Origin of the sequence: Streptomyces sp. NPDC006552 (genome assembly GCF_040611655.1) — a bacterium.
In the GTDB taxonomy this organism is placed as follows: Bacteria; Actinomycetota; Actinomycetes; order Streptomycetales; family Streptomycetaceae; genus Streptomyces.
This window is the reverse complement of sequence record NZ_JBEXOS010000010.1, coordinates 1-23,457: the sequence shown is the minus strand read 5'-3', so window position 1 is coordinate 23,457 and position 23,457 is coordinate 1. Positions and strand designations below refer to the sequence as shown.

Here is a 23,457-nt window from a genome sequence, read left to right as displayed (position 1 = left end):
TCGGACGTGGGGCCGCGATGTACGTGGAGATGCTCGGACGTCCTAGTACCAGGAGTGCAGGCGTGAACGCGGTCCGTCACAACCAACGGTGAAGGACACGCAACCATGACGACGCCCACGATCGAGCTCAAGCCCACCGCCACGCCGCTGTCCGCCGCGGAGCGCGAGGCGATCCTGGCCAACCCGGGATTCGGCCGCCACTTCACCGATCACATGGTGACGGTCCGCTGGACCGAGGGCCGCGGCTGGCACGACGGGCAGCTCGTGCCCTACGGACCGCTCTCCCTCGACCCGGCCACGAACGTCCTGCACTACGCGCAGGAGATCTTCGAGGGTCTCAAGGCCTACCGCCAGCCCGACGGCACCGTCGCCACGTTCCGCCCCGACATGAACGCCAAGCGCTTCCAGCACTCGGCCTGGCGCCTGGGCATGCCCGAGCTGCCGGTGGAGACCTTCATCGAGGCGTGCGACCTGCTGGTCAAGCAGGACCGCGACTGGGTCCCCGCGCACGGCGGCGAGGAGTCCCTCTACCTGCGCCCGTTCATGATCGCGACCGAGGTGGGCCTCGGCGTGAAGCCCGCGAACGAGTACCTCTTCATCGTCATCGCCTCGCCCGCCGGTGCCTACTTCCCCGGCGGCGTCAAGCCCGTCTCCATCTGGCTCTCCGAGGACCGGGTGCGCGCCGTCCCGGGCGGCGTCGGCGACGCCAAGACCGGCGGCAACTACGCGGCCTCGCTGCTCGCGCAGGCCGAGGCCGCCGCCAAGGGCTGCGACCAGGTCGCCTACCTCGACGCCGTCGAGCACAAGTGGGTCGAGGAGCTGGGCGGCATGAACCTGTACTTCGTGTACGGCGACCGCATCATCACCCCGGGCCTCACCGGCTCGCTCCTCGCGGGCGTCACCCGGGACTCGCTCCTGTCGGTCGCCGAGGACCTCGGTTACAAGTCGGAGGAGGGCCGCGTCTCCATCGAGCAGTGGCAGGCCGACTCCGCCTCGGGTGAACTGACCGAGGTCTTCGCCTGCGGCACCGCCGCCGTCATCACGCCGGTCGGCACGGTCAAGCGGGCGGGCGCCGAATGGCAGCAGTCCGGCGGCGAGGCCGGCGAGGTCACCATGAAGCTGCGCAACGCCCTGCTGGACATCCAGCGCGGCACCGCGCAGGACCAGCACGGCTGGATGCACAAGCTGGGCTGAACCGCCTCCGCCCGAGCGCCTGTCCTGCTGAGGGCAGGCGCTCAGTTCTGTGCGGCAGTGGCAGCGGCGTCGAACCCCGCGAACATGTCGCACAGCTTCTGCTGCGCGTCCGGGCCGAACATCAGCGCCAGATTGCCCGCCGAGTCGGCCGCCGTCGCCTCGCTGCGCGGGAACAGCTCCTCCTCGTACGCGGTGAGCGCCGCCTCCCGGTCGCCGGGGTGCGTGACGATCGTGCGGGCCAGCTCGGCGCCGTCGAACATGGCGAGGTTGGCGCCCTCGCCCGCGAACGGCGACATAAGGTGCGCCGCGTCGCCGAGCAGGGTGGCCCCGGGCACCCGCTCCCACCGCGTGCCGACGGGCAGCGCGTGGATCAGGCGCGGGGTCAGCGGCCCGGCGCCGTCCGCGATCAGCGCGCGCAGCCGCTCGTCCCAGCCGTCGAAGAGGGCGAGCACGGCGGCGCGCGCGGCCCGGGTGTCGCTGAAGTCGAGCGTGCCGAGCCACTCCTCGGGCGCCCGCACCGCGACGTAGGTGTGGATGCGGCCGTCGCCCTCGCGGTGCGTGAGCAGCCCCTTGCCGTCGCCGAGGGTGAAGGAGCTGCCGCCGCCGATGAACGCGGCCAGCTCCTCGAACCGCTCCGCGCCCGGCAGGACGTCGGACTCCACGAACGAGATCCCGGTGTACGCGGGCCGGGCGTCGGTCAGCAGCGGGCGTACCCGCGACCACGCACCGTCGGCGCCGATCAGCAGGTCGGTGGTGAACCGGCTGCCGTCGGCGAGGGTGACCAGGTGGCGGCCGGGCGGCTCGGCCGGCTCGGTGGCCGTGACCTTCGCGCCCCAGCGGATCGTGCCCGCGGGCAGGGAGTCGAGCAGCAGGCGGCGCAGGTCGGCGCGGTTGACCTCGGGCCGGCCGCCGTCGCCGTCGTCCGTGTCGAGGCGGCGCAGCGTGCCGTCCGGGTCGATCAGCCGGCTCTCCTCGCCGCCGGGCAGCACGAGTGCGCGGAACTCCTCGTACAGACCGGCCGCGCGCAGAGCGGCCTGGGCCGTTTCCTCGTGCAGGTCGAGCATGCCGCCCTGGTGGCGGGCGCCGGCCGAGGCGTCCAGGTCGAACAGGGCGCAGGGGACGCCGTGGACGTGCAGGACCCGGGCGAGCGTGAGGCCGCCGAGCCCGGCGCCGACGACGGCGATCGGGTGGTGCGGGACAGGGGTGTGCGGGGCGGTGTTCATGACGGCCTCCTCGTGACGTGCTGACCCCTCCACGGTAACGAACATGTTCGTGACGAACAAGTTCGTCAACGGGTGTGCGGAAGCCGGGTGACAGGGGACGGCGGTTCAGGAGCGGGTCAGCGGCGGCTCGGGTGCCGCCTCGATGCCCGCGATCAGGGTGGCGAATCCCCAGTTCAGCCGGGCGGAGCCGCCCCCCGCCACGAGTACGTCGGCGAGCCGGGCCAGCTCCGGGTGCCGGGCGGGGGAGGCGGTGGTGACGGCGGTGAAGGTGGCGTCCAAGGTGCCCGGGCCGCCGCCGGCGTGCTCGACCGCCGTCGCGGTCGCGCACTGCAGGAGCAGATCCACGCCCCAGGCGGCCCGGGCGTCCGGCACCCCGCCTTCGCGCAACAGGACGAGCAGCGCTTCCACGAGGTCCAGGTAGTGGTCTCCGGCGGGGTGCACGGTCAGCGCGGACCGGGCCAGGGACGGGTAGCGGAAGAGCATCTCCAGGTACGAGGTGAGCAGCCGGGTCAGCCGCTCGCGCCAGTCGCCCGAGGCTTCCCGCGCCGGGCTCAGGTCCACCTCGGCGAGCAGCGCGTCGAGGACGGCCGCGTGCAGCTCGTCGGTGTTGCGGACGTACACGTACAGCGAGGCGGGACCGGTGTCGAGCTCACGGGCCAGGCGGCGCATCGTCACCTTGCCGAGGCCCTCGGCGCGCAGGACGTGCACGGCGGCGGCGACGATGCCGGCCCGGCTCAGAGCGGGCTTCGCGGGGCGTTCGCGGCGGCTGCGCGGGGTGCTGGTCGGGTCGGGGCTGTTCACGGGGCCACGGTAACCGCAGCCGCACGCCGACTTCGAAGTTAGAGCGTCACTCAATACAGAAAAGCGCACGTCCTGGCGATGACTTGGCGCAATCGAATTCCGTGTTTAGAGTGGCGTTCAAATCCTGAGGAGGTGTACGGGCGTGCGACTGACCCCCACCGAGCGCGACCGGCTGCTGCTGTTCGGCGCCGCCGAGCTGGCCCGGGCCCGCAGAGCGCGCGGGCTGCGGCTCAACGTGCCCGAGGCGACGGCCCTGATCGCGGACACCGTCTGCGAGGCGGCCCGGGACGGCCGGCGGCTCGCCGAGGCGATCGAGGCGGCCCGCTCCGTGCTCGGCCCGGACGACGTGCTGCCCGGCGTCGCCGACGTGGTCACCGAGGTGCACGTCGAGGCGGTCTTCGACGACGGATCGCGGCTCGCCGTGGTGAGCGACCCCCTCGGCGGCGGACTCGGCGACCAGGCTCCCGGCGCGCTGCTCCCCGGCCCGGCCCACGCCGAGCCCGAACCGCACGTGACGCTCACCGTCACCAACACCGCGACCGTCCCGGTCTCCGTCACCTCCCACTTCCACTTCTTCGAGGCCAACCCGCGCCTCGACTTCCCGCGCGCCGCCGCCTACGGGATGCGGCTCGCGGTACCGGCCGGCTCGTCCGTGCGGTTCGGGCCGGGGGAGAGCCACGACGTGGGGCTCCTCCCGATCGGCGGGGCCCGGGTCGCCATCGGCTTCGCCGGACTCGTGGACGGGCCGCTGGACGCCCCCGGCGCCCGCGAGAAGGCGCTGCGCTCCGCCGCCGCCTGCGGATATCTGGGCGTACGTGACGAGGAGGCAGACCGATGAGCCGCCCTGGAGGCCACCCCGCCGAGGCCCGCCGCCTCACCCCGCACGAGTACGCGAGCACGCACGGGCCGCGCGCCGGCGACCGGCTGCGCCTCGGTGACTCGGGGCTGACGATCGAGGTGGAGTCCGACGCGCAGGCGTACGGGGACGAGTTCCTCGCCGGGTTCGGGAAGACCGCGCGCGACGGGCTGCACCTGAAGGCGGCGGCCGTCCGCGACACCTGCGACGTCGTGATCAGCAACGTCGTGGTCATCGACGCCGCGCTCGGCATCCGCAAGGTGTCCATCGGCATCCGCGAGGGCCGCATCCAAGCCATCGGCCGCGCCGGGAACCCGGACACGCTGGACGGCGTGGACGTCGTCGTCGGCACCGGCACCTCGATCGTCTCCGGCGAAGGGCTCATCGCCACCGCCGGAGCCGTCGACACCCACGTGCACCTGCTCTCCCCGCGCATCATGGAGGCCTCCCTCGCCTCCGGGGTCACCACCGTCATCGGGCAGGAGTTCGGCCCGGTCTGGGGCGTCGGCGTCAACTCGCCCTGGGCGCTGAAGCACGCCTTCTCCGCCTTCGACGCCTGGCCCGTGAACATCGGCTTCCTGGGCCGCGGTTCGTCCTCGCACGGGGCGCCGCTGGTGGAGGCGCTCGCCGAGGGCGGCGCCTGCGGGTTCAAGGTCCACGAGGACATGGGCGCGCACACCCGCGCCCTGGACACCGCGCTGCGCGTCGCCGAGGAGCACGACGTCCAAGTCGCGCTGCACAGCGACGGGTTGAACGAGTGCCTCTCGGTCGAGGACACCCTGAAGGTCCTGGAGGGGCGGACCATCCACGCCTTCCACATCGAGGGCTGCGGCGGCGGGCACGTACCGAACGTGCTGAAGATGGCGGGCGTCCCGAACGTCATCGGCTCCTCCACCAACCCCACCCTGCCCTTCGGCCGGGACGCGGTCGCCGAGCACTACGGCATGATCGTCTCCGTCCACGACCTCAAGACGGATCTGCCCGGCGACGCCGCGATGGCCCGCGACCGCATCCGCGCCGGGACGATGGGCGCCGAGGACGTCCTGCACGACCTGGGCGCCATCGGCATCACCTCGTCCGACGCGCAGGGCATGGGCCGGGCGGGCGAGACCGTGCGCCGCACCTTCGCGATGGCCGGGAAGATGAAGGCCGAGCTGGGCGACCCGGGCGCCGGCCACGACAACGAGCGCGTCCTGCGCTACATGGCGAAGCTGACCATCAACCCGGCCATCGCCCACGGCCTTTCGCACGAGATCGGGTCCATCGAGCCCGGCAAGATGGCCGACATCGTGCTGTGGCGCCCCGAGTTCTTCGGCGCCAAGCCGCAGCTCGTCCTGAAGTCCGGCTTCCCCGCGTACGGCGTCGTCGGCGACCCGAACGCGGCCACCGACACCTGCGAACCCCTCGTCCTCGGACCGCAGTTCGGCGCGCACGGCGCGACGCCCGCCGAACTCTCCGTCGCCTTCGTCGCCCAGGCCGCCGTCGACCAGGGCCACGACGGGATGCCCACGCGCCGCCGCCGTGTCGCCGTGCGCGGCACTCGCGGCATCGGCCCCGCCGACCTGCGCCTCAACTCCCGCACCGGCGCGGTCGACGTGGACCAGCGCACCGGCCTGGTCACGCTCGACGGCGAACCGCTGCGCTCCGAGCCGGCCGAGTCCGTTTCCCTGAACCGTCTCTACTTCCTCTGAGGACCCCGCGATGACGACGCAGTACTTCATGCCGCCCGAATGGGCCCCGCACGAGCGGACCTGGATGGCGTGGCCGGGCCCCAACCCCACCTTCACCGACGAGCGGGAGCTGGCCGCGGCGCGCACCGCCTGGGCCGGGGTCGCCCGCGCCGTGCGCCGGTTCGAACCGCTGACCATGGTCGTCGGCGCGGGCCAGCTCGACTCGGCCCGCGAACTGGCTGCCGACGGCATCGAGTTGGTGGAACGGGACCTCGACGACGCCTGGATGCGCGACATCGGCCCGACCTTCGTCAAGGACCGGGCGGACGGCGCACTCGCCGCCGTGGACTGGACGTTCAACGGCTGGGGCGCCCAGGACTGGGCCCGCTGGGAGCACGACTCCGCGATCGCCCGGCACATCGCCGGCCTCGCCGGCGTCCCCGCGCTCTCCTCACCCCTGGTCAACGAGGGCGGCGGCATCCACGTCGACGGCGAGGGCACCGTGCTGCTGACCGAGACGGTGCAGCTCGACCCGGACCGCAACCCGGGCTGGACCAAGGAGCGCGTCGAGGCCGAGATCCACGCGCGGATCGGCACCAGCGAGGCGATCTGGCTGCCGCGCGGACTGACCGGCGACTACGGCGAGTTCGGCACCCGCGGCCACGTCGACATCGTCGCCGCGTTCGCCGCGCCCGGCGTCGTCCTCGTCCACTCCCAGCGCGACCCGGCCCACCCCGACTTCGAGGTCAGCCGCGAGATCATCGGCACCCTCTCCGGGCGGACCGACGCCGCGGGCCGCCCCCTGGAGATCGTCGAGGTGCCCGCCCCGGCCGTCCTCGCGGACGACGAGGGCTGGGTCGACTACTCCTACATCAACCACTACCTCTGCAACGACGGCGTCGTCCTGTGCGGCTTCGACGACCCGCGCGACGAGGAGGCCGCGGCCCTCTTCCGCCGGCTGTTCCCGGCCCGGACCGTCACCCTCGTCGACGCGCGGACCGTCTTCGCGGCCGGCGGCGGCATCCACTGCATCACCCAGCAGCAACCCGTGGCAGGGTTCTGACGTGACCCGCCGAAACCCCCGCACCCCCGCCCCGCCCCTGGACACCGTGCTCGCCGCGACCATGGCGATGATCGCCGAGCGCGGCCTGGAGCGGCTCACCCTGGCCGCGCTCGGCCGCGAGGTGGGCATGAGCAGCGGGCACGTCGCCTACCACTTCGGGTCGAAGGACGAGCTGCTGCTGCGCACGCTGGAGTGGAGCGAGGGGCGGCTCGGCGAGGAGCGGCGGGCGCTGCTCGCGCGGGAGGGCAGCGCACGCGAGCGGCTCGACGCCTACGTCGCCCTGTACGTGCCCGACGGCCACCGCGACCCGCACTGGACGCTCTGGCTGGAGGTGTGGAACCGCTCGCAGAACGCCGCGGCCGGCACCTCCGCCCGCGCCCGCCAGTCCGCCATCGAGCGGGCCTGGCACCGGGACCTCGTGGCGCTGCTCGCCGAGGGCAGCTCGCGCGGCGAGTTCCGGCCGGTCGACCCGGACCGGTTCGCGGCCCGGCTGCGCGCGCTGCTCGACGGGTTCGCCATCCACGTGGCGATCGGGCTGCGCGGGGCGGGCCGCGACGAAGTCCTCGCCCACGTACGGGAGTTCCTGGACGACGGGCTCATGGCGCAGGGGGCCCCGCAGTCCTGACCCCGCGGCCCGTTCAGGCGCGCACGAAGCGCACCGGCGTGCCCGGTACGGCCTGCGCCGCCGCGGCCAGTGCCGCCGGCGCCACCACGGCGATCACCGGGTAGCCGCCGGTCGTCGGATGGTCGTGCAGGAAGACCACGGGGCGGCCGTCCGGCGGCACCTGCACCGCGCCCAGCACCATGCCCTCGCTGGGCAGTTCGCCCGCCGCGCCGCGCTCCAGGGCGGGCCCCTCGGTCCGCAGGCCGATGCGGTTGCTCTGCGCCGACACCGTGAACGTGGCGGTCAGGAAGGTGCGCAGGGCCGCCGCGGTGAACCAGTCGTCGCGGGGGCCGGGGCGGGCGGGGAGCACGAGCGCCGTCGGCGGCGCGGGCCAGGGCGGGGCGACGGGCAGCGCCGGGGGAGCGGTGCGCTCCGCGCGGCCGGCGGGGAGCAGGTCGCCCTGGGCGAGCGGGGCCGGGCCGAGGCCCGAGAGGAGGTCGGTGGAGCGGCTGCCCAGGACGGGCGGGACGGCGATCCCGCCGGCGACGGCCAGGTAGGAGCGGACGCCCGCGGTGGCCGGGCCCGCGTCGAGGGTGGCCCCGGCCGGGACGCGGACCGGGACGCCCCAGGGGGCGGGGCGCCCGTCGAGCGTGACCCGGCAGGGGGCGCCGCCGACCACCAGGGTGACGTCCGCGTCGGGGCGCAGGGCGCACCCTGTCAGGGTCGTCTCCAGGACGGCGGTGCCCTCCGGGTTGCCGACGAGTCTGTTGGCCAGGTCCATCGAGGGGGCGTCCAGGGCGCCTGACCGGGGGACGCCGAGGTGGGCGTGGCCGGTTCGTCCCGCGTCCTGGATCGTGGTCAGGGCGCCGGGCCGGGTGATCGTCAGTTCTGTCGTCATCGCTGGTTCGCATCCGGCTGCTCGCCGTGGCATGTCCGCTCGGCCGCCGTCCGATCGTCGTCCGTGGCTGGTCGCGCAGTTCCCCGCGCCCCTGGCGGGGTGAATCGCACCCGGGTCCCGGGCGAGAGCAGAGCCGCCTGTTGCCTCTCGGTGTTCCACAAGCGGGACGGATCCGCCATCGTGCCGATGAGCTGCCAGCCGCCCGGCGTCGCCCGCGGGTAGACCGCCGTGTACGGGCCCGCAAGCGCCAGGGCGCCCGCCGGGACCCGGGTGCGCGGGGTGTCCCGGCGCGGGACGCGCAGCTCCGGCGGCAGCCCGGTCAGATAGCCGAAGCCGGGGGCGAAGCCGCAGAAGGCGACGCGGTAGGTGTACGAGGCGTGGCGCGCGGCGACCTCGTCCTCGGCCACGCCCCACAGGGCGGCGACATCGGCCAGGTCCGGGCCGTCGTACGCGACCGGGATCGTCACCACCTCGCCGTCCGCCGGGGCGGTCGCGGGGAGGGTCCAGCCGGTGAGCCGGCGGGTCAGCGCGGCGGGGTCGGAGACGCCGTCCAGCAGCACCGTGCACGCGCCGGGCACGATCTCGGCGACCGGCGGCAGCGTGCCGTCCGCCCGGCGCCGCAGCAGCTCCGCATGGAAGGCGCCGGCCCGCTCGGCGTCCGGCAGCTCCACCAGGAGCGCGTGCCGCCCGGCCGGACGGACCACGAGGCCGGTGCTCACGCGAACGCCTCCACCGTGATTCCGGCCCCGGCCAGCGCCGCCCGCACCCGCGCGGCGATCCGGGCCGCGCCCGGGGTGTCGCCGTGCACGCACAGCGAGCGAGGCGCGACCGCGACGCGGGTGCCGTCGACCGCCTCGACACCGCTCTCCACGGCGAAGCCGACGGCCCGGCGCACCACCGTGTCCGGGTCCTCGACGACGGCGCCCGGCTCGCGCCGGGGGACCAGCGTGCCCCGCGCGGTGTACGCGCGGTCGGCGAAGGCCTCGCGCACGGGAGCGAGCCCGGCCTCCCCGGCGGCGGCGAGCAGTTCGGAACCGGGCAGGCCGAGCACCGGAAGGTTGCCGCCCGCGAGCCGGACCCCGGCCACCACGGCCTGCGCCTGCGCGGTGTCGTGGACCGTGCGGTTGTAGAGCGCGCCGTGCGGTTTCACGTACCTCACCTCGGCCCCGGCCGCCTGGGCGAAGACCCGCAACGCGCCGATCTGGTACGCCACTTCGGCCGCCAGCTCGTCCGGGGGCACGTCCATGGCGCGGCGCCCGAACCCGGCGAGGTCGCGGTAGGAGACCTGCGCGCCGATCCGCACTCCACGCTCGGCGGCCAGGTCGCAGACCCGGCGCATGACGGACGGGTCGCCGGCGTGGAAGCCGCACGCCACGTTGGCACTGGTCACCACGGAGAGCAGGGCCTCGTCGTCGGTGAGCGTCCACCGGCCGAAGCCCTCGCCGAGGTCGGCGTTGAGGTCGATCACGCCTGGAATGTCGTCTCGGGTCACCTGCTCAACGTAAGGGATCGTTCAACAATCCGACAAGAGGTCGATCGGGTGGGTGATATGCCACAACCCCTTGTTCGATCGTTCAACGATCCCCTAGTGTCCGTGCATCCCCCACGGAGACGGGCCCCCGCCGGATTCCGTGCCCTCCCCGTGCCCTCGTCCCGAAGAAGGCGGCCGCATGATCGTGCTTCTCGGCGTGCTCGTGGTGATCCTCGGATTCGTCACGCGCCGCAATCCCGTCCTCGTGGTCGGTGTCGCCGGTATCGCCACCGGACTGCTCGGCAAGATGAACCCGCAGGAGATCCTCGCCGCCTTCGGCCACGCGTTCGCCGACAGCCGGTCCGTCACCGTCTTCGCCATCGTGCTCCCGGTGATCGGCCTCCTGGAGCGGTACGGCCTGCGCGAACAGGCCCGCACCCTCATCGGCAAACTCGGCAAGCTCAGCGCCGGCCGCTTCCTCACCGTCTACCTGCTGATCCGCCAGATCACGGCCGCGTTCGGGCTCAACAACCTCGGCGGCCCGGCGCAGACCGTGCGCCCGCTCGTCGCGCCCATGGCGGAGGCCGCCGCCGAACGCACCGCGGGCGCCGCGCTCCCCGACAAGCTGCGCGAGAAGGTCCGCTCCTACTCCTCCTCCGCCGACACCGTCGGTCTCTTCTTCGGCGAGGACTGCTTCATCGCGATCGGATCGATCCTGCTGATCACCGGCTTCGTGAACTCCACCTACCACCAGGAGCTCGAACCCACCCAGCTCGCCCTGTGGGCCGTGCCGCTGGCCGTCTGCGCCTTCGTCATCCACGGCGCCCGGCTGCTGCTGCTCGACAAGAAGCTGGAGCGGGAGATGGCCCTGGCCGCCGCCGAGAACGACCTGCCGCTGCCGCCGCAGGCGCCCGGACCGTCCCGTGAGGAGCCCGCCAAGTGATCAAGGTCGAATGGCTCTACTGGCTCATCGGTCTCGTCTTCGTCGTGATGGCCGCGCAGATGGCGAGGGACCGCACCAACCCCAAGCGCTGGACCTCCGCCGCCTTCTGGGGGTTGCTCGGCCTGACCTTCCCCTACGGCACCGGCGTCGTCGAGGGCGGCGCGAGCTGGACCCTGCCCGCCGAACCGCTCGGCGTCGCCGTCCTCGCGCTGATCGTGCTCGCCGGGTTCAACTTCATCGGCAAGGGCGTCCCGGTCACCACCACGGCCGAGCAGCGTGAGGTCTCGGCGGCCCGGCTCGGCAACAAGCTCTTCGTCCCCGCGCTCACCATCCCGCTGGTCGCCATCGTCTGCGCCTCCTTCCTCGACGAGTCGGGCCTCTTCGAGACCGGCAAGGCCACGCTGATCGGCCTCGGCCTCGGCTGCATCGCGGCGCTGGCCGTCGGCATGCTGGTGACGGGCGAGCGCAAGCTGTCGGTGCCGATCCACTCCGGGCGCTCCATGCTGGAGGCGATGGGCTCCGCCCTGCTGCTGCCCCAGCTGCTCTCCGTGCTCGGCTCGATCTTCGCGGTCGCCGGGGTCGGCACTCAGGTCGGCAAGATCGTGAACGACGTGCTCCCCGACAACTCCAAGTACTTCGCCGTCGTCGCGTACTGCGTCGGCATGTTCCTGTTCACCGTGATCATGGGCAACGCGTTCGCGGCGTTCCCCGTCATGACCGCGGCGATCGGCTGGCCGGTCCTCATCCAGCAGATGCACGGCAACGAGGCCGGAGTGCTCGCGGTCGGCATGCTCGCCGGGTTCGCCGGCACCCTGTGCACGCCGATGGCGGCCAACTTCAACATCGTCCCCGCGTCCTTGCTCGAACTGAAGGACCAGTACGGGCCCATCAAGGCGCAGCTGCCGACGGCGCTCGCGCTGCTCGTCTGCAACATCGTGATCATGGCCGTCTTCGCGGTCTGAACGGCCTGTGCGGCCTGGAAGGAGCAGCCATGACCCGCGTACTGGTCACCGGCTTCGAACCGTTCGGCGGAGAGTCCGTGAACCCGTCCTGGCAGGCGGCGCAGCTCGTCGCCGCCGCGCCGCCGGAGGGCCTCGCCGTCACCGCGGTGCAGCTGCCCTGTGTCGTCGGCGCGTCGCTGGAGGTGCTGCGGGAGGCGGTCGAGCGGGTCCGGCCCGAGCTGGTGCTCTGTCTCGGGCAGGCGGGGGGCCGGGCCGGGGTCACCGTCGAACGCGTCGCCATCAACGTCGACGACGCGCGCATCCCCGACAACGCCGGGGCCCAGCCCGTCGACGAGCCCGTCGTGCCCGGGGGGCCCGCCGCGTACTTCTCCACGCTGCCGGTGAAGGCGTGTGTCGCCGCGATGCGGGGTGCCGGGGTGCCGGCGGCGCTCTCCAACACGGCCGGCACGTTCGTCTGCAATCACGTGGCGTACGGGTTGGCGCATCTGCTGGCCACCAGGTTTCCCGGCGTCAGGGGCGGCTTCGTCCATGTGCCCTGGGCCCCGGCCCAGGTCCCGGACGGCTCCGCTCCGTCCCTGCCGCCGGATCTGGTGGCGGAGGGGGTGCGTGCGCTGCTTTCGACTGCCGTGACGACGACGGCGGACCTACGCGTCTCGGAGGGGACGACCCACTAGCGGGGCTGCGTCTGGTGCGTGCGGGCCCCGCCGAGTGCGGCTCCGGTGGGGGCGGGCCGCGCAGTTCCCCGCGCCCCTGAGATGCGCACTACGTGCGCCATCTCACCGGGCGCCCCTGGGGGACAGCGGCGAAGCCGCAAGCCCCCAGGGGCGCGGGGAACTGCGCGCTCAGCCCCCACGAGCCGGCACCCGACGGCGAAGCCGATGTTTTCTGAGGGGCGCGGGGAACTGCGCGACCAGCCCCCACGAGCCCGCGCCCGACGGCGAAGCCGATGGTTTTCAGGGGCGCGGGGAACTGCGCACAAGTCGTGCCCGGCCGCACCCATGAACCGCCAGGCCCCCGACCCAGAAAGGCCCCCATGCCCACCCCGGAGGACACCGCTCAGCTGGCAGCAGCCAATGTCACCAGGGAGTTCCCCAACTTCCCCGCTCACCTGATGACGACGGCCACCGAGACCACCCGCCCGAGCACCCTGCACCCCGCGTTCTACGGCGCCTACGACTGGCACTCCTCCGTACACATGCACTGGCTGCTCCTGCGCACTCTCCCCGCCCTGCCCCCCGCCACGACGACCCCGTACACCGCCGTACTGGACCACCACCTGACCCCCGAGAACCTCGCCACGGAAGCCGCCTACCTCCTGGACCGGCCCGGATTCGAGCGCCCGTACGGCTGGGCCTGGCTCACCGCGCTCGCCGCCGAGGCCCGGGACACCCGATGGGGCCCGGCCTTCGGGCCCGCCGTGGACGCCGTGGAGCGGCTCCTCGCCGGCTGGCTGCCGAAGGCCACGTATCCCGTGCGGCACGGCGTCCACACCAACAGCGCCTTCGCCCTCGGCCTGATCCTGGACACCGGCGCGGCGGCCGGCCTGTCGCAGACGACGCTGGAAGGCGTCCGCACCCGCCTGCGCACCTGGTTCGCCGACGACCACGACGCGCCCGCGCACTGGGAGCCCTCCGGCCAGGACTTCCTGTCGCCCGCGCTCAGCGAGGCGGACGCGATGCGCCGGGTCCTGGACGCGGAGGCGTTCGCGCGGTGGCTCGACCGGTTCCTGCCGGGCCTGCGCACGGGTGCGCCCTGCGCCCTTCTCGACGTGCCGCTCGTCTCCGACCCCGCCGACCCGCACATCGGCCACCTGCTGGGCCTCGCCCTCTCCCGCGCCGCCGCGCTGCGCACGATCGCGGGCGCCCTGCCGGACGGGCCGGTGCGGTCCCGTCTGACCGAGGCCGCCGACGCCCACCTCGCGGCCGGGCTCCCGGCCGTGGACAGCGGGGACTTCACCACGGACCACTGGCTGGCCACGTTCGCGGAACTCGCCCGCCGGCGCGCCGACGGGTGACCGTGATCCGGTGAACGCAATGAACGCAAGTACGCGCGATCGTTGCGCGGTACACCCTTGTCACGCGGCCCGGCGGTCCTCCAATGTGGCCCCTCATGGGACGAGAGCAATGGAAGAAAGTCCTGGTCGGATCGGCCGGGAACATGGTCGAGTGGTTCGACTGGTTCGTGTACGCGAGCTTCGCGACGTACTTCGCGGGCGCCTTCTTCCCCGACGGGAACCCGACCGCGCAGCTGATGAACACGGCCGGCATCTTCGCCGTCGGCTTCTTCATGCGTCCGGTCGGCGGCTGGCTGCTCGGCCGGGTCGGTGACCGCAAGGGCCGCAAGGCGGCGCTGACGCTGACCGTGACGCTGATGTCGGCGTCCGCCGTGCTCATCGCGATCGCGCCGACCTACGCGGTCGCCGGGTACGGCGGCGCCGCCGTCCTGCTCGTCGCCCGCCTGCTGCAAGGCCTCTCCGTCGGCGGCGAGTACGCGGCCAGCGCCACCTACCTCACCGAGGCCGCCGCCCCCGAGCGGCGCGGCTTCGCCTCCAGCTTCCAGTACGTGTCCATGACCGCGGGCCAGATCATCGGCCTCGGGCTGCTGATCGTCCTCCAGCGCACCCTCTCCGACGACGCGCTGCACGGATGGGGCTGGCGCGTACCCTTCGTCGTCGGCGCCCTCGGCGCGGCGATCATCTTCTACCTGCGCCGCAACATGCTGGAGACCGAGGTCTACGAGGAGTCCGCCGACGCCGGCGCCGTGGCCGGGGACGACAAGGGCAGCATGAAGGCCCTGTGGGCGCACAAGCGCGAGGCGTTCCTCGTCGTCGCGCTCACCATGGGCGGAACCGTGGCGTACTACACGTACACGACCTACCTCACCAAGTACCTGTCGAACTCGGCCGGGCTCAGCAAGCAGACCGCGACCCTCGTCTCGTTCTGCGCGCTCATCGTCTTCGCCTGCCTCCAGCCGCTCGCGGGCGCGCTGTCGGACCGGATCGGCCGCCGCCCGCTGCTGATCACGTTCGCCGTCGGCTCGACCTTCCTGACCGTGCCGATCATGACGATGCTCAAGCACGCGGGCTCGTTCTGGCCGGCGCTCGGCCTCTCGCTGCTCGCGCTCGTCATCGTCACCGGCTACACCTCGATCAACGCCTGCGTGAAGGCGGAGCTCTTCCCGACCGGCATCCGCGCCCTGGGCGTCGCCCTGCCGTACGCCCTCGCCAACGCCCTGTTCGGCGGGACGGCCGAGTACGTCGCCCTCTGGTTCAAGGACGGCGGCCTGGAGTCCGGCTTCTCCTGGTACGTGGCCGGCTGTGCGGCCGTGTCGCTGGTCGTCTACCTGTCCATGCGTGAGACCCGCACCATCGACCTGAACCGGGTGCAGCAGCCGGAGCGAGCCCCGCAACCGGTGGCCTGAACCCCGCTGACCGCATCGTGAGACCACAGTCCGGCGCCGGTCCGGGCTGTGGCAGACTGCGGGCGTGCTCTCGTTCGCCATGATTATTGGCAGCAGGCGCGCCGGTCCGCAGTGACCGTCTCGTACGACCACGTACGGGCGGACACCGTCGTCCTCGACCCGCGCGCAGACCTCTCGCACCCGCGAGAGGTTTTTCTCGTTTCTGGCCCACCCCATGCCAGGCGGAGAGCGCGCGGGATCATAGTCGGACGGTGGAGCCGGTCATTCCGGTAGACCGAGATCCCATACAGGAGCCCGATCAGCATGAGCAGCAGCCCCAGCGAACGCAGCGACGAACGCGCCGGCGAGCCCGACGATTCCTTCCACGTCTTCGACACGACGCTGCGCGACGGCGCGCAGCGCGAGGGCATCAACCTCACCGTCGCGGACAAGCTGACCATCGCACGGCACCTGGACGACTTCGGCGTGGGCTTCATCGAGGGCGGCTGGCCCGGCGCCAACCCCCGCGACACCGAGTTCTTCGCCCGCGCGCAAGCGGAGATCGACTTCCGGCACGCGCAACTCGTCGCCTTCGGCGCCACGCGCCGCGCGGGCGCCAAGGCGGCCGAGGACCCGCAGGTCAAGGCGCTCCTGGACTCCGGCGCCCCGGTGATCTGCCTGGTCGCCAAGTCCCACGACCGGCACGTGGAACTGGCCCTGCGCACCACCCTCGACGAGAACCTGGAGATGGTCCGCGACACCGTCTCCCACCTGGTCGCCCAGGGCCGCCGGGTCTTCGTCGACTGCGAGCACTTCTTCGACGGGTACCGTGCCAACCCGGCGTACGCGAAGTCGGTCGTGCGCACCGCGCACGAGGCGGGCGCCTCCGTCGTCGTGCTCTGCGACACCAACGGCGGCATGCTGCCCGCCCAGGTCCAGGCGATCGTGCACACCGTCCTCGACGACACCGGCGCGCGGCTCGGCATCCACGCCCAGGACGACACCGGCTGCGCCGTCGCCAACACCCTCGCCGCCGTCGACGCGGGCGCCACCCACGTGCAGTGCACGGCCAACGGCTACGGCGAGCGCGTCGGCAACTCCAACCTCTTCCCGGTCGTCGCCGCCCTGGAGCTGAAGTACGGCAAGAAGGTCCTGCCCGACGGGGCGCTGAGCGAGATGACGCGCATCTCGCACGCCATCGCCGAGGTCGTGAACCTCACGCCCTCCACGCACCAGCCCTATGTCGGCGTCTCCGCCTTCGCCCACAAGGCGGGGCTGCACGCCTCCGCGATCAAGGTCGACCCGGACCTCTACCAGCACATCGACCCCGACCTCGTCGGCAACCGCATCCGGATGCTCGTCTCCGACATGGCCGGCCGCGCCTCCATCGAGCTCAAGGGCAAGGAGCTGGGCGTCGACATCTCCGGCGACCGCGAGCTGGTCGGCCGCGTCGTCGAGCGCGTCAAGGCACGTGAACTCCAGGGGTACACGTACGAGGCCGCGGACGCCTCCTTCGAACTGCTGCTGCGCGAGGAGGCCGAGGGCCGGGCGCGCCGCTACTTCCGCGTCGAGTCCTGGCGGGCCATCGTCGAGGACCGCCCCGACGGCAGCCACGCCAACGAGGCGACCGTGAAGCTGTGGGCCAAGGGCGAGCGGATCGTCGCCACCGCGGAGGGCAACGGCCCGGTCAACGCGCTCGACCGGGCCCTGCGCGTCGGCCTGGAGCGGATCTACCCCCAGCTCGCCGGGATGGAGCTGGTCGACTACAAGGTCCGCATCCTGGAAGGCAAGCACGGCACGTCCTCCACGACCCGCGTCCTGATCTCCACGACGGACGGGGCGGGGGAGTGGTCGACGGTGGGGGTCGCGGAGAACGTGATCGCCGCGTCCTGGGGCGCCCTGGAGGACGCGTACACGTACGGTCTGCTCCGCGCGGGCGTGGAGCCGGTCGAGTAGCCGAGGTCACGGGGCTCCGCCCCGGACCCCGCTCCTCAATCGCCGGAGGGGCTGGATTTTCCAGCCCCTCCGGCTCCGGTCTACTGCAACGTCCACTTCTGATTCGCCGCCCCGGTGCACGACCACAGCTGAGTCGCCACCCCGTCCGCAACAGAATTCCCGGTCACATCAAGGCACTTGCCGGCACCCGCATTGACCAGGTCCCCGGACGACTCCAGACGCCACTGCTGAGCCCCGCTCCCATTGCAGTCGTACAGCTGGACCTTGGCCCCGTCCGCAGTCGACCCCCCGCTCACGTCAAGGCACTTGCCAAGAGCCCGCACGGACCCGTCCGCCTTCACGGTCCAGGTCTGGTTCTGCGACCCCGTGACACAGGACCAGATCTGGGCGACGGCCCCATTGGCGGTGGACCCGTCCCGGACGTCGAGGCACTTGCCGCCCAGCCCGTGCAGGGCGCCCACCCGGTCGCCGCCGCCGGCCTGCGTGCCGCCCCAGGTGAATGTCGCCGAGGTGTTGCCCGGCAGCGAGTAAGTGACGTGCTGGGCACCCCAGTTGACGGTGACGTCCTTCGCGCCCGACGCGTCGTTGAAGGCGATCAGCGCCTTCGAGCCGTCCGGGTTGCGCCAGGCCACGTTCGGCACGGTGCTGGAAGCGGTGGAGGCGATCCGGGACGCGCCCGGCCGGACGAACTTCGTCAGGTGGCCCATCGTGTAGTACTCGATGTTGTAGTCGACCTGGCCGCTGCGGGAGTCCCCGTTGTGGACGGTGACGAGTCCGTCGCAGGTACCGCAGCCGCCGTTGTGCGGGCCCCGGTTCTGGTCCACGGCCAGCGACCACTTCGTCACCGACTTCGCCCAGTTGCGGGTGTAGTCGATGATGTTCATCATGTCCTCGCGCTGCTGGTCGGCGATCCAGGTGCCACCGGAGTGCTCGGTCTGGAAGGCGTCCAGCTGCGGGTACTTGTTGTGGATCTCGGTCTGCTTGGCGACGTCGCCGCCGTAGCCGTGCCAGGCGATCCCGCCGAAGTTCGGGTGGGAGCGCACCGCCGCGTCGTCCACGGTCGGCGCCGCGTACGCGTCGTAGGTGTCCCAGTTCCAGTCGTGGGCGAGCACCTTGGTCTTCAGGTTCGCGCCGGCCAGCTTCGGCAGCAGCTCGTTCTTGGTGAAGTAGGCGAGCCCGGAGCCGTTCCAGCTCATCGAGGGGTAGCCGGAGCAGCAGGTCGGCTCGTTCTGGGCGGTGACGTAGTCGATGGGGACACCGGCGGCCTGGTAGGCCTGGATGTACTTCACGAAGTAGTTCGCGTAGGCGCCGTAGTTCTCGGCCTTGAGCCAGCCGCCGTTGAGCTGGCCGCTGTCCTTCATCCAGGCGGGTGCCGTCCACGGGGAGGCCATCACGGTGGCGGCCGGGTTGAGCTGCTTGGCCTGCTTGGTCAGGGGGAGCACGTCGGCCTGGTCGTGGGCGATCGAGAACTTCGCCAGTGACGGGTCGCTCTGCCCGGCGGGCACGTCGTCGTACGTGTACCCGGTGCGGGCCAGGTCCGAGCCGCCCATCGGGTTGCGGAGGAAGGAGAGCCCGATACCCTCGGTCGGCGAGAACAGCTTCTTCATCGTCGCGTCGCGGGTCGCCCCGGACAGGGCGCCGCTGGAGTTCATCAGCCAGGCCGCGGTGTCCGTGAAGGACGCGCCGCCGCCGGTGAACGTCTGGTACCGGGTGTTCTCGTCGACGGTGATCGTGGTGCCGGTGGTGCCGCTGCCCGCCTGGAACGCGACCGGGGGCTGCTGCTGGAGTCCGCGCGTGACGTGGCGGCCGCCGCCGTCGTCGGTGGTGGTGAGCCAGACGGAGACCTGCTCGCCCGCGGCCTGGGCGGGTGCGGTGCCCGCGCCGGCGAGTCCGACCGTGACCAGGGCCCCGGCCAGCAGCAGCCGGAGCAGGGTGGGGGGCCTTGTGGGGGTGGTTGTGGGGGTGCGCACGATGCCTCCTGTGTCCCAACAGTCAACTCTCATGGCTTAGTTCAAGACGTGAGTTAAAGGGCGTTCGCGGACCGCGTCAAGACTTCACGTCACGAACGCCCCGACCCGTCATTCACACCCCGTCTGGGTTAGCGTCGAGGTATGAGGCCCTTGTTCGCCGCCCTCGCCGCGCCGCTGCTCGCCCTCGCCGCGACGCTCACGGTCACGCCCGCCGCCTCCGCCGCGTCGGACGTCTCCACCGTGGCCGATGCCCTGCGGAAGAGTCCGGTCTACGTCGATCCGGCCGCCGCCACCGATCTGACCTCGGCGGACGTCGACGCGCTGGAGAGAAGGATCAAGGACGCGGACAAGCCGGTGATGGTGGCGGTGCTCCCGGCCGACTTCCCGAAACAGGACCTCTTCACCAATCTGCGCACCAAGACGGGGATCGTCGGCGTCTACGGCGTGCGGCTCGGCAGCGCCTTCGACGCCCGCGCCGACCACCAGGTCCTGTCGAACGCCGCCGTTCACAACCTGACGACGAGCGTGCGCGGCGAGTCGGCCCGCCGGCAGCTCGACGACTTCGTCGCCACGGCGGTCCGCACGGCGCACGGTTCGGCGCCCTCCTCCTGGGCGGGCGCGGGCGGCGGCGCCGAACGCGGTACCTCCGCGGCCCCGCTGCTGGGTGTCGGCGCGGTCGTCGTGGTCGGCGGCGCGGGCGCCTACGCCCTGGCCCGCCGCAACCGGCGCCGCAAGGAGGAGGAGCAGCGCCAGGCCCTCGACCGGCTGCGCGTCGTGGTCGACGAGGACATCACCGCGTTCGGCGAGGAACTGGACCGGCTCGACTTCCATCCGGCGGAGGCGGGCGCCGACGACGCGATGCGCGCGGACTACGAGCGGGCGCTCGACGCGTACGAGAAGGCCAAGCAGTACATGGCGGCGGCCCGGCGCCCCGAGGACGTCCGGGGCGTCACCCAGGCCCTGGAGGACGGCCGCTTCTCCCTCGCGCTGCTGGCCGCCCGCCGCGAGGGCCGCCCGCTGCCCGAGCGCCGGGCCCCCTGCTTCTTCGACCCGCGCCACGGGCCCTCGGTCGAGGACGCCGCATGGACCCCGCCCGGCGGCGCGCCCCGGCAGGTCCCGGTCTGCGCGGCGGACGCCACCCGGCTGCGGGACGGACAGGACCCCCTGGTGCGCACGGTCGATGCGGGCGCGGGTGAGCGCCGCCCGTACTACGACGCGGGCCCGATGTACGGCCCCTGGGCCGGCGGCTACTTCGGCGGCGGCATGCTGCCGGGGCTGCTGGTCGGCACCATGCTCGGCTCGATGATGTCGGGCCCGGCGTACGCCGCGGACTACGGCTCCGGGTACGGCGACTTCGGCGCCGGGGACTTCGGGGGCGGCGACTACTCGGGCGCGGACTTCGACGCGTCGGACTTCGGCGGCGGATTCGGCGACGGTGGGGGCGGCGGGGACTTCGGTGGCGGCGGCGGTGGCGGCGGCGGGGACTTCGGCGGCGGATTCTGATTCCGGGCCATCCAGGTCACCGGTGGTCCGGTCCGGTCAGGCGCGGCTGAGCGCCCGGGTCACCCCGGCCAGGACGGTCGTGGTCAGCACCCAGCCCAGCGCGATCAGCGCGTACGCCAGCCCCTGGACCCCGGCGTCGGCCCAGTGCCAGCCGTCGCGCTGGCCGAGCCCGCCCACCGGGATCAGCAGATCGAGCGTGTACGCGACCGGGTTGAACGGCGCCCCCTCGCCCTTCTTGTTCGGCAGGGGCGTGTGCGTGTGGAAGACGAGCGAGCCCAGCAGGGTGAGCACCATCAGCCAGATCCCGGCGATCCACGGCCGGTAGCCGTAGCCGACCGTCGCCTCCAGCAGCCAGCCCCACACCCGGCCCAGCGGCCGCAACGTGGCGCGCCGTCTGCGCTCGCGCACCAGCAGCACCCGGCGCGCCTCGTCCTCGTGCCCCAGCTTCCGGTAGTACGCGGCCAGTTGCTCGTACGGCTGCGGAGTGAAACCGGTCTGGAGGCGCAGCCACGCGAGGCGGTTCGTGGTGTCCTCGCGCTGGGTGGCGGCCGTCGACTCCATCCAGTCGTACAGCAGTCCGTCCAGACCGAGCGGGGCCCGCCAGGTGCCCGGCCGGTCCTGGATGCGGGTCGCCCGCGCGTTGCGCAGGTCCACGCCGCCCGCCGGGGGAGCGGCGAGCCGCAGGTCCAGCGCCTCCACCTGCGCGCCGACCGCCATCAACGACGAGGCGCGGCCGCGCAGTTCGGCCTCGTGGAAGGAGAGGAGATCCTCGATCCGAGCGCCGCGCAACCGGACCCGTCCGTCGGCCCGGAACCCCTGGTGGAGGCGGACCGTCGACGCCCGCAGCGCGTCCCCGTTGAACGCGATGTCCTCCGGGGCCGGGACCACGATCCGCGCCCCGTCCATCCACAGGCCGCCGGGCAGCTCGGCTCCGGGGAACAGCACTTGGCCGTGGGCCACGAACCCGTTCTTGCAGAAGACGCCGCCCTGCATGACGAGCCCGCCCGCGTGCAGCGCGATCCCACCGGGCGCCAGCAGCCGGCCCCGGTCCAGCACCAGCGCGCCCGCTATGTGGGTCAGCGTGACGTTCACGGCGCCGCGCTCCCCGCCGGTGACGGTGGACCCGCGCAGGTCGAGCCGCCCGCCGATCTGTGCGGTCGGGGCGACGAAGCCGGGCAGCTCGCAGTCGGTGACGCTGAACGCGAGCGTGCTCGCGCCTTCCAGGGTCACGGGCCCGTCGAACCGGCACTCCTCGAACCGCACGAGCCGCCCGATCTCGGCCCCGTCCAGCGCGAGCGCTCCGCGGATGTGGGCGCGGCGCAGGAGGTACGGGTCGGACCCGGCGCCGGGGTCGAGGATCTCCCGCTTCACCGCCTCGGCGGTGACGCTCCGCTCAGGGGCGGGTGGCATGGGGGCGCAGGAACGCGGTCCAGGTGTCCGGGGTGACGGTGAGCACGGCGCCGGTGGCGGGGTCGTTCTTTGAGTCGCGGATGTGGATGGCGGTGGGGTGGGTGGCGACTTCCAGGCAGTTGCCGCCCTGGTCGCCGCTGTACGACGACTTCCGCCAGTCGCAGGCGACTTCGAGGCAGTTGCCGCCTTCGCTGCCGCTGTAGCTGGACTTGATCCAGGCAAGTCCGGTGGTGGGTGCTGCGCGGTTCATGAGGCTCCTAGCAGTGTGTCCAGCAGGTGTGCGCTCTCCGCCGGAGATAGTGCCTGCGACCGCAGCATTCCATACTTCAGCTGGTAGATACTTACCTCGTCGGGATCGTCGACGACGCTGCTCACGCGCTGGCCTTCCAGGTACGCCACGAAGTCGTGTTCGGGGTTTTCCAACAGCTCCAAGGGGCCGTCGAGCCCGGCGTGCGGCACCCGATCCGAGGGCATGATCTGGAGCCCCATGCAGTCGAGTTCGCTGAGGTCCAGGAGGCGCCGGATCTGCTCGCGCATGACTTCGCGACCGCCGATGGGTCGCCTGAGGATCGTCTCCTCCAGGATGAAGTTGGCGCCGGGCGGCTCCTCCCGTTCCCACACCTTCTGCCGCTCCAGGCGACCCAGGACCCAATCGTCCAGCATGCCGCGCCCGATAGGTGGGTAGCGGCAGTTGAAGACGGCCCGCATATAGTCCTCGGTTTGCAGCAAGCCTGGTACGACCTGTGCCTCATACGACAGGATCGACACAGCGACCTGTTCGATCTCCACCAAGTCGGCCACGAGCACCGGAAACTTCTCTCTGGCCGGGACCTTGGCCACCGCAACGGCCAAAGCCCCCTTGGTGTCGAGAAGTTCATCGATGCGGGCCGCTAGTGCCAGATCCACCGGGCGCCGCCCCTGCTCAATGGACGCCATCTTGTCGTGGCTGACGGCCAGTTGATCGGCCAGCCCGGTCTGCGTGAGCCCGGCCCACTTCCGGAAGTGCGCGATCTGCGCCCCAATCGCATGCCAGGAAGTCACTTGCTTCTTCATACGCGGACCGTTCCCCTCTTCAACCCGCGCCGACCGGCAGGGACTCGTACAAATGCAGATGTACGACCTCCCGCCCTGCCCCGCGGAGCGCACCCGTCCCACAGTCACCCCATGGAACAACTGCCCTTCCAGCGCGAAGCGTTCTACACACGCGAACGCAAATCGATCCCTGCCGCCCGCGCGTTCACAGCCTGGGCCCTGCACGACTGGCAGGCAATCGAACGGCTGGACGACGTGCTTCTCTGCGTCAGCGAGCTGGCGACCAACGCCCTGCTGCACGGCGTACCGCCCGGGCGGGGTTTCCGGCTGCACATCGCGATGTGCGCGCACCGGGTCGTGCGGATCGAGGTGCACGACTCCGGCGGCGGCACGGTCGCCGCGCAGGTGCCACGCCCAGAGGCGGAACACGGCCGCGGGCTCCAGCTGGTCGCGGCGCTCGCCGACCAATGGGGGGGCGGCGGGCGCGACCCGGGCCAGGCCC

The 23,457-nt window shown here is 72.4% G+C and carries 22 protein-coding genes; 13 read left to right on the top strand and 9 right to left on the bottom strand.

Annotation, left to right across the window (positions count from 1 at the left end; translation table 11 throughout):
* Positions 1-105 precede the first annotated feature (105 nt).
* Complete coding sequence (locus tag ABZY33_RS08805; RefSeq protein ID WP_356490803.1) at positions 106-1,194, top strand: branched-chain amino acid aminotransferase; 1,089 nt, start codon at positions 106-108, stop codon at positions 1,192-1,194.
* A 41-nt stretch (positions 1,195-1,235) separates the two neighbouring features.
* On the opposite strand, the gene ABZY33_RS08800 is transcribed toward ABZY33_RS08805, so the two are convergent.
* Both ABZY33_RS08800 and ABZY33_RS08795 read right to left on the bottom strand, forming a co-directional pair.
* The gene (locus tag ABZY33_RS08800) at positions 1,236-2,417 is read right to left on the bottom strand and encodes an NAD(P)/FAD-dependent oxidoreductase (RefSeq protein WP_356490802.1); all 1,182 of its coding nucleotides are present in this window, start codon (positions 2,415-2,417) and stop codon (positions 1,236-1,238) included.
* A gap of 105 nt (positions 2,418-2,522) precedes the next feature.
* Complete coding sequence (locus ABZY33_RS08795) at positions 2,523-3,218, bottom strand: TetR/AcrR family transcriptional regulator (protein ID WP_356490801.1); 696 nt, start codon at positions 3,216-3,218, stop codon at positions 2,523-2,525.
* A 142-nt stretch (positions 3,219-3,360) separates the two neighbouring features.
* Between ABZY33_RS08795 and ureA the strand changes: the two genes are divergently transcribed.
* The 4 genes from ureA (at position 3,361) to ABZY33_RS08775 (ending at position 7,432) form a co-directional block, all read left to right on the top strand.
* Positions 3,361-4,056, top strand: coding sequence for an urease subunit gamma (gene ureA / locus ABZY33_RS08790; protein WP_356490800.1), 696 nt, complete (start codon positions 3,361-3,363; stop codon positions 4,054-4,056).
* Positions 4,053-5,765 carry an urease subunit alpha gene (locus ABZY33_RS08785; RefSeq protein WP_356490799.1) on the top strand — a complete coding sequence of 571 codons (1,713 nt, stop codon included), beginning with the start codon at positions 4,053-4,055 and terminating at the stop codon, positions 5,763-5,765. Before ureA ends, ABZY33_RS08785 begins: the two co-directional genes overlap by 4 nt.
* 10 nt (positions 5,766-5,775) lie before the next feature.
* Positions 5,776-6,807 carry an agmatine deiminase family protein gene (locus ABZY33_RS08780; RefSeq protein WP_356490798.1) on the top strand — a complete coding sequence of 344 codons (1,032 nt, stop codon included), beginning with the start codon at positions 5,776-5,778 and terminating at the stop codon, positions 6,805-6,807.
* Positions 6,808-6,868: 61 nt separating this feature from the next.
* Positions 6,869-7,432, top strand: coding sequence for a TetR/AcrR family transcriptional regulator (locus tag ABZY33_RS08775; RefSeq protein ID WP_356490890.1), 564 nt, complete (start codon positions 6,869-6,871; stop codon positions 7,430-7,432).
* A gap of 13 nt (positions 7,433-7,445) precedes the next feature.
* On the opposite strand, the gene ABZY33_RS08770 is transcribed toward ABZY33_RS08775, so the two are convergent.
* The 3 genes from ABZY33_RS08770 to ABZY33_RS08760 are packed head-to-tail and all read right to left on the bottom strand — an operon-like array spanning position 7,446 to position 9,777.
* The gene (locus tag ABZY33_RS08770; RefSeq protein WP_356490797.1) at positions 7,446-8,309 is read right to left on the bottom strand and encodes a biotin-dependent carboxyltransferase family protein; all 864 of its coding nucleotides are present in this window, start codon (positions 8,307-8,309) and stop codon (positions 7,446-7,448) included.
* Positions 8,306-9,028, bottom strand: coding sequence for an allophanate hydrolase subunit 1 (locus tag ABZY33_RS08765; RefSeq protein ID WP_356490796.1), 723 nt, complete (start codon positions 9,026-9,028; stop codon positions 8,306-8,308). The genes ABZY33_RS08770 and ABZY33_RS08765 overlap by 4 nt, the downstream gene beginning before the upstream one ends.
* The gene (locus ABZY33_RS08760) at positions 9,025-9,777 is read right to left on the bottom strand and encodes a 5-oxoprolinase subunit PxpA (protein ID WP_356490889.1); all 753 of its coding nucleotides are present in this window, start codon (positions 9,775-9,777) and stop codon (positions 9,025-9,027) included. Before ABZY33_RS08760 ends, ABZY33_RS08765 begins: the two co-directional genes overlap by 4 nt.
* A gap of 202 nt (positions 9,778-9,979) precedes the next feature.
* Here ABZY33_RS08760 and ABZY33_RS08755 point away from each other — a divergent pair, with 202 nt between their 5' ends.
* The 6 genes from ABZY33_RS08755 to cimA all read left to right on the top strand — a co-directional run bounded on the left by ABZY33_RS08755 (position 9,980) and on the right by cimA (position 17,040).
* A complete protein-coding gene (locus tag ABZY33_RS08755) occupies positions 9,980-10,723 on the top strand; it encodes a DUF969 domain-containing protein (RefSeq protein ID WP_356490795.1) in 744 nt (247 codons plus the stop codon).
* Positions 10,720-11,685, top strand: coding sequence for a DUF979 domain-containing protein (locus tag ABZY33_RS08750; RefSeq protein ID WP_356490794.1), 966 nt, complete (start codon positions 10,720-10,722; stop codon positions 11,683-11,685). Before ABZY33_RS08755 ends, ABZY33_RS08750 begins: the two co-directional genes overlap by 4 nt.
* A gap of 29 nt (positions 11,686-11,714) precedes the next feature.
* The gene (gene pcp / locus ABZY33_RS08745; protein ID WP_356490793.1) at positions 11,715-12,359 is read left to right on the top strand and encodes a pyroglutamyl-peptidase I; all 645 of its coding nucleotides are present in this window, start codon (positions 11,715-11,717) and stop codon (positions 12,357-12,359) included.
* Positions 12,360-12,718: 359 nt separating this feature from the next.
* Complete coding sequence (locus ABZY33_RS08740) at positions 12,719-13,699, top strand: DUF2891 domain-containing protein (protein WP_356490792.1); 981 nt, start codon at positions 12,719-12,721, stop codon at positions 13,697-13,699.
* A gap of 95 nt (positions 13,700-13,794) precedes the next feature.
* Complete coding sequence (locus ABZY33_RS08735; protein ID WP_356490791.1) at positions 13,795-15,105, top strand: MFS transporter; 1,311 nt, start codon at positions 13,795-13,797, stop codon at positions 15,103-15,105.
* A 303-nt stretch (positions 15,106-15,408) separates the two neighbouring features.
* Positions 15,409-17,040 (top strand): citramalate synthase, encoded by a 1,632-nt coding sequence (cimA, locus tag ABZY33_RS08730; RefSeq protein WP_356490790.1) that lies wholly within the window; start codon positions 15,409-15,411, stop codon positions 17,038-17,040.
* An 80-nt stretch (positions 17,041-17,120) separates the two neighbouring features.
* Here cimA and ABZY33_RS08725 read toward each other — a convergent pair whose 3' ends face one another.
* Complete coding sequence (locus tag ABZY33_RS08725; RefSeq protein ID WP_356490789.1) at positions 17,121-19,010, bottom strand: ricin-type beta-trefoil lectin domain protein; 1,890 nt, start codon at positions 19,008-19,010, stop codon at positions 17,121-17,123.
* Positions 19,011-19,151: 141 nt separating this feature from the next.
* Between ABZY33_RS08725 and ABZY33_RS08720 the strand changes: the two genes are divergently transcribed.
* A complete protein-coding gene (locus ABZY33_RS08720) occupies positions 19,152-20,513 on the top strand; it encodes a hypothetical protein (protein ID WP_356490788.1) in 1,362 nt (453 codons plus the stop codon).
* Between the two features lie 36 nt (positions 20,514-20,549).
* On the opposite strand, the gene ABZY33_RS08715 is transcribed toward ABZY33_RS08720, so the two are convergent.
* From ABZY33_RS08715 to ABZY33_RS08705, 3 genes are read right to left on the bottom strand one after another with little or no spacing between them, the layout of a single operon-like run.
* Complete coding sequence (locus ABZY33_RS08715; RefSeq protein WP_356490787.1) at positions 20,550-21,923, bottom strand: pentapeptide repeat-containing protein; 1,374 nt, start codon at positions 21,921-21,923, stop codon at positions 20,550-20,552.
* A complete protein-coding gene (locus tag ABZY33_RS08710) occupies positions 21,907-22,173 on the bottom strand; it encodes a DUF397 domain-containing protein (RefSeq protein ID WP_356490786.1) in 267 nt (88 codons plus the stop codon). The genes ABZY33_RS08715 and ABZY33_RS08710 overlap by 17 nt, the downstream gene beginning before the upstream one ends.
* The gene (locus ABZY33_RS08705; RefSeq protein ID WP_356490785.1) at positions 22,170-22,976 is read right to left on the bottom strand and encodes a helix-turn-helix transcriptional regulator; all 807 of its coding nucleotides are present in this window, start codon (positions 22,974-22,976) and stop codon (positions 22,170-22,172) included. Before ABZY33_RS08705 ends, ABZY33_RS08710 begins: the two co-directional genes overlap by 4 nt.
* A 111-nt stretch (positions 22,977-23,087) precedes the next feature.
* Here ABZY33_RS08705 and ABZY33_RS08700 point away from each other — a divergent pair.
* On the top strand, positions 23,088-23,457 hold a 370-nt coding region (locus ABZY33_RS08700), incomplete at its 3' end, for an ATP-binding protein (RefSeq protein ID WP_356490784.1).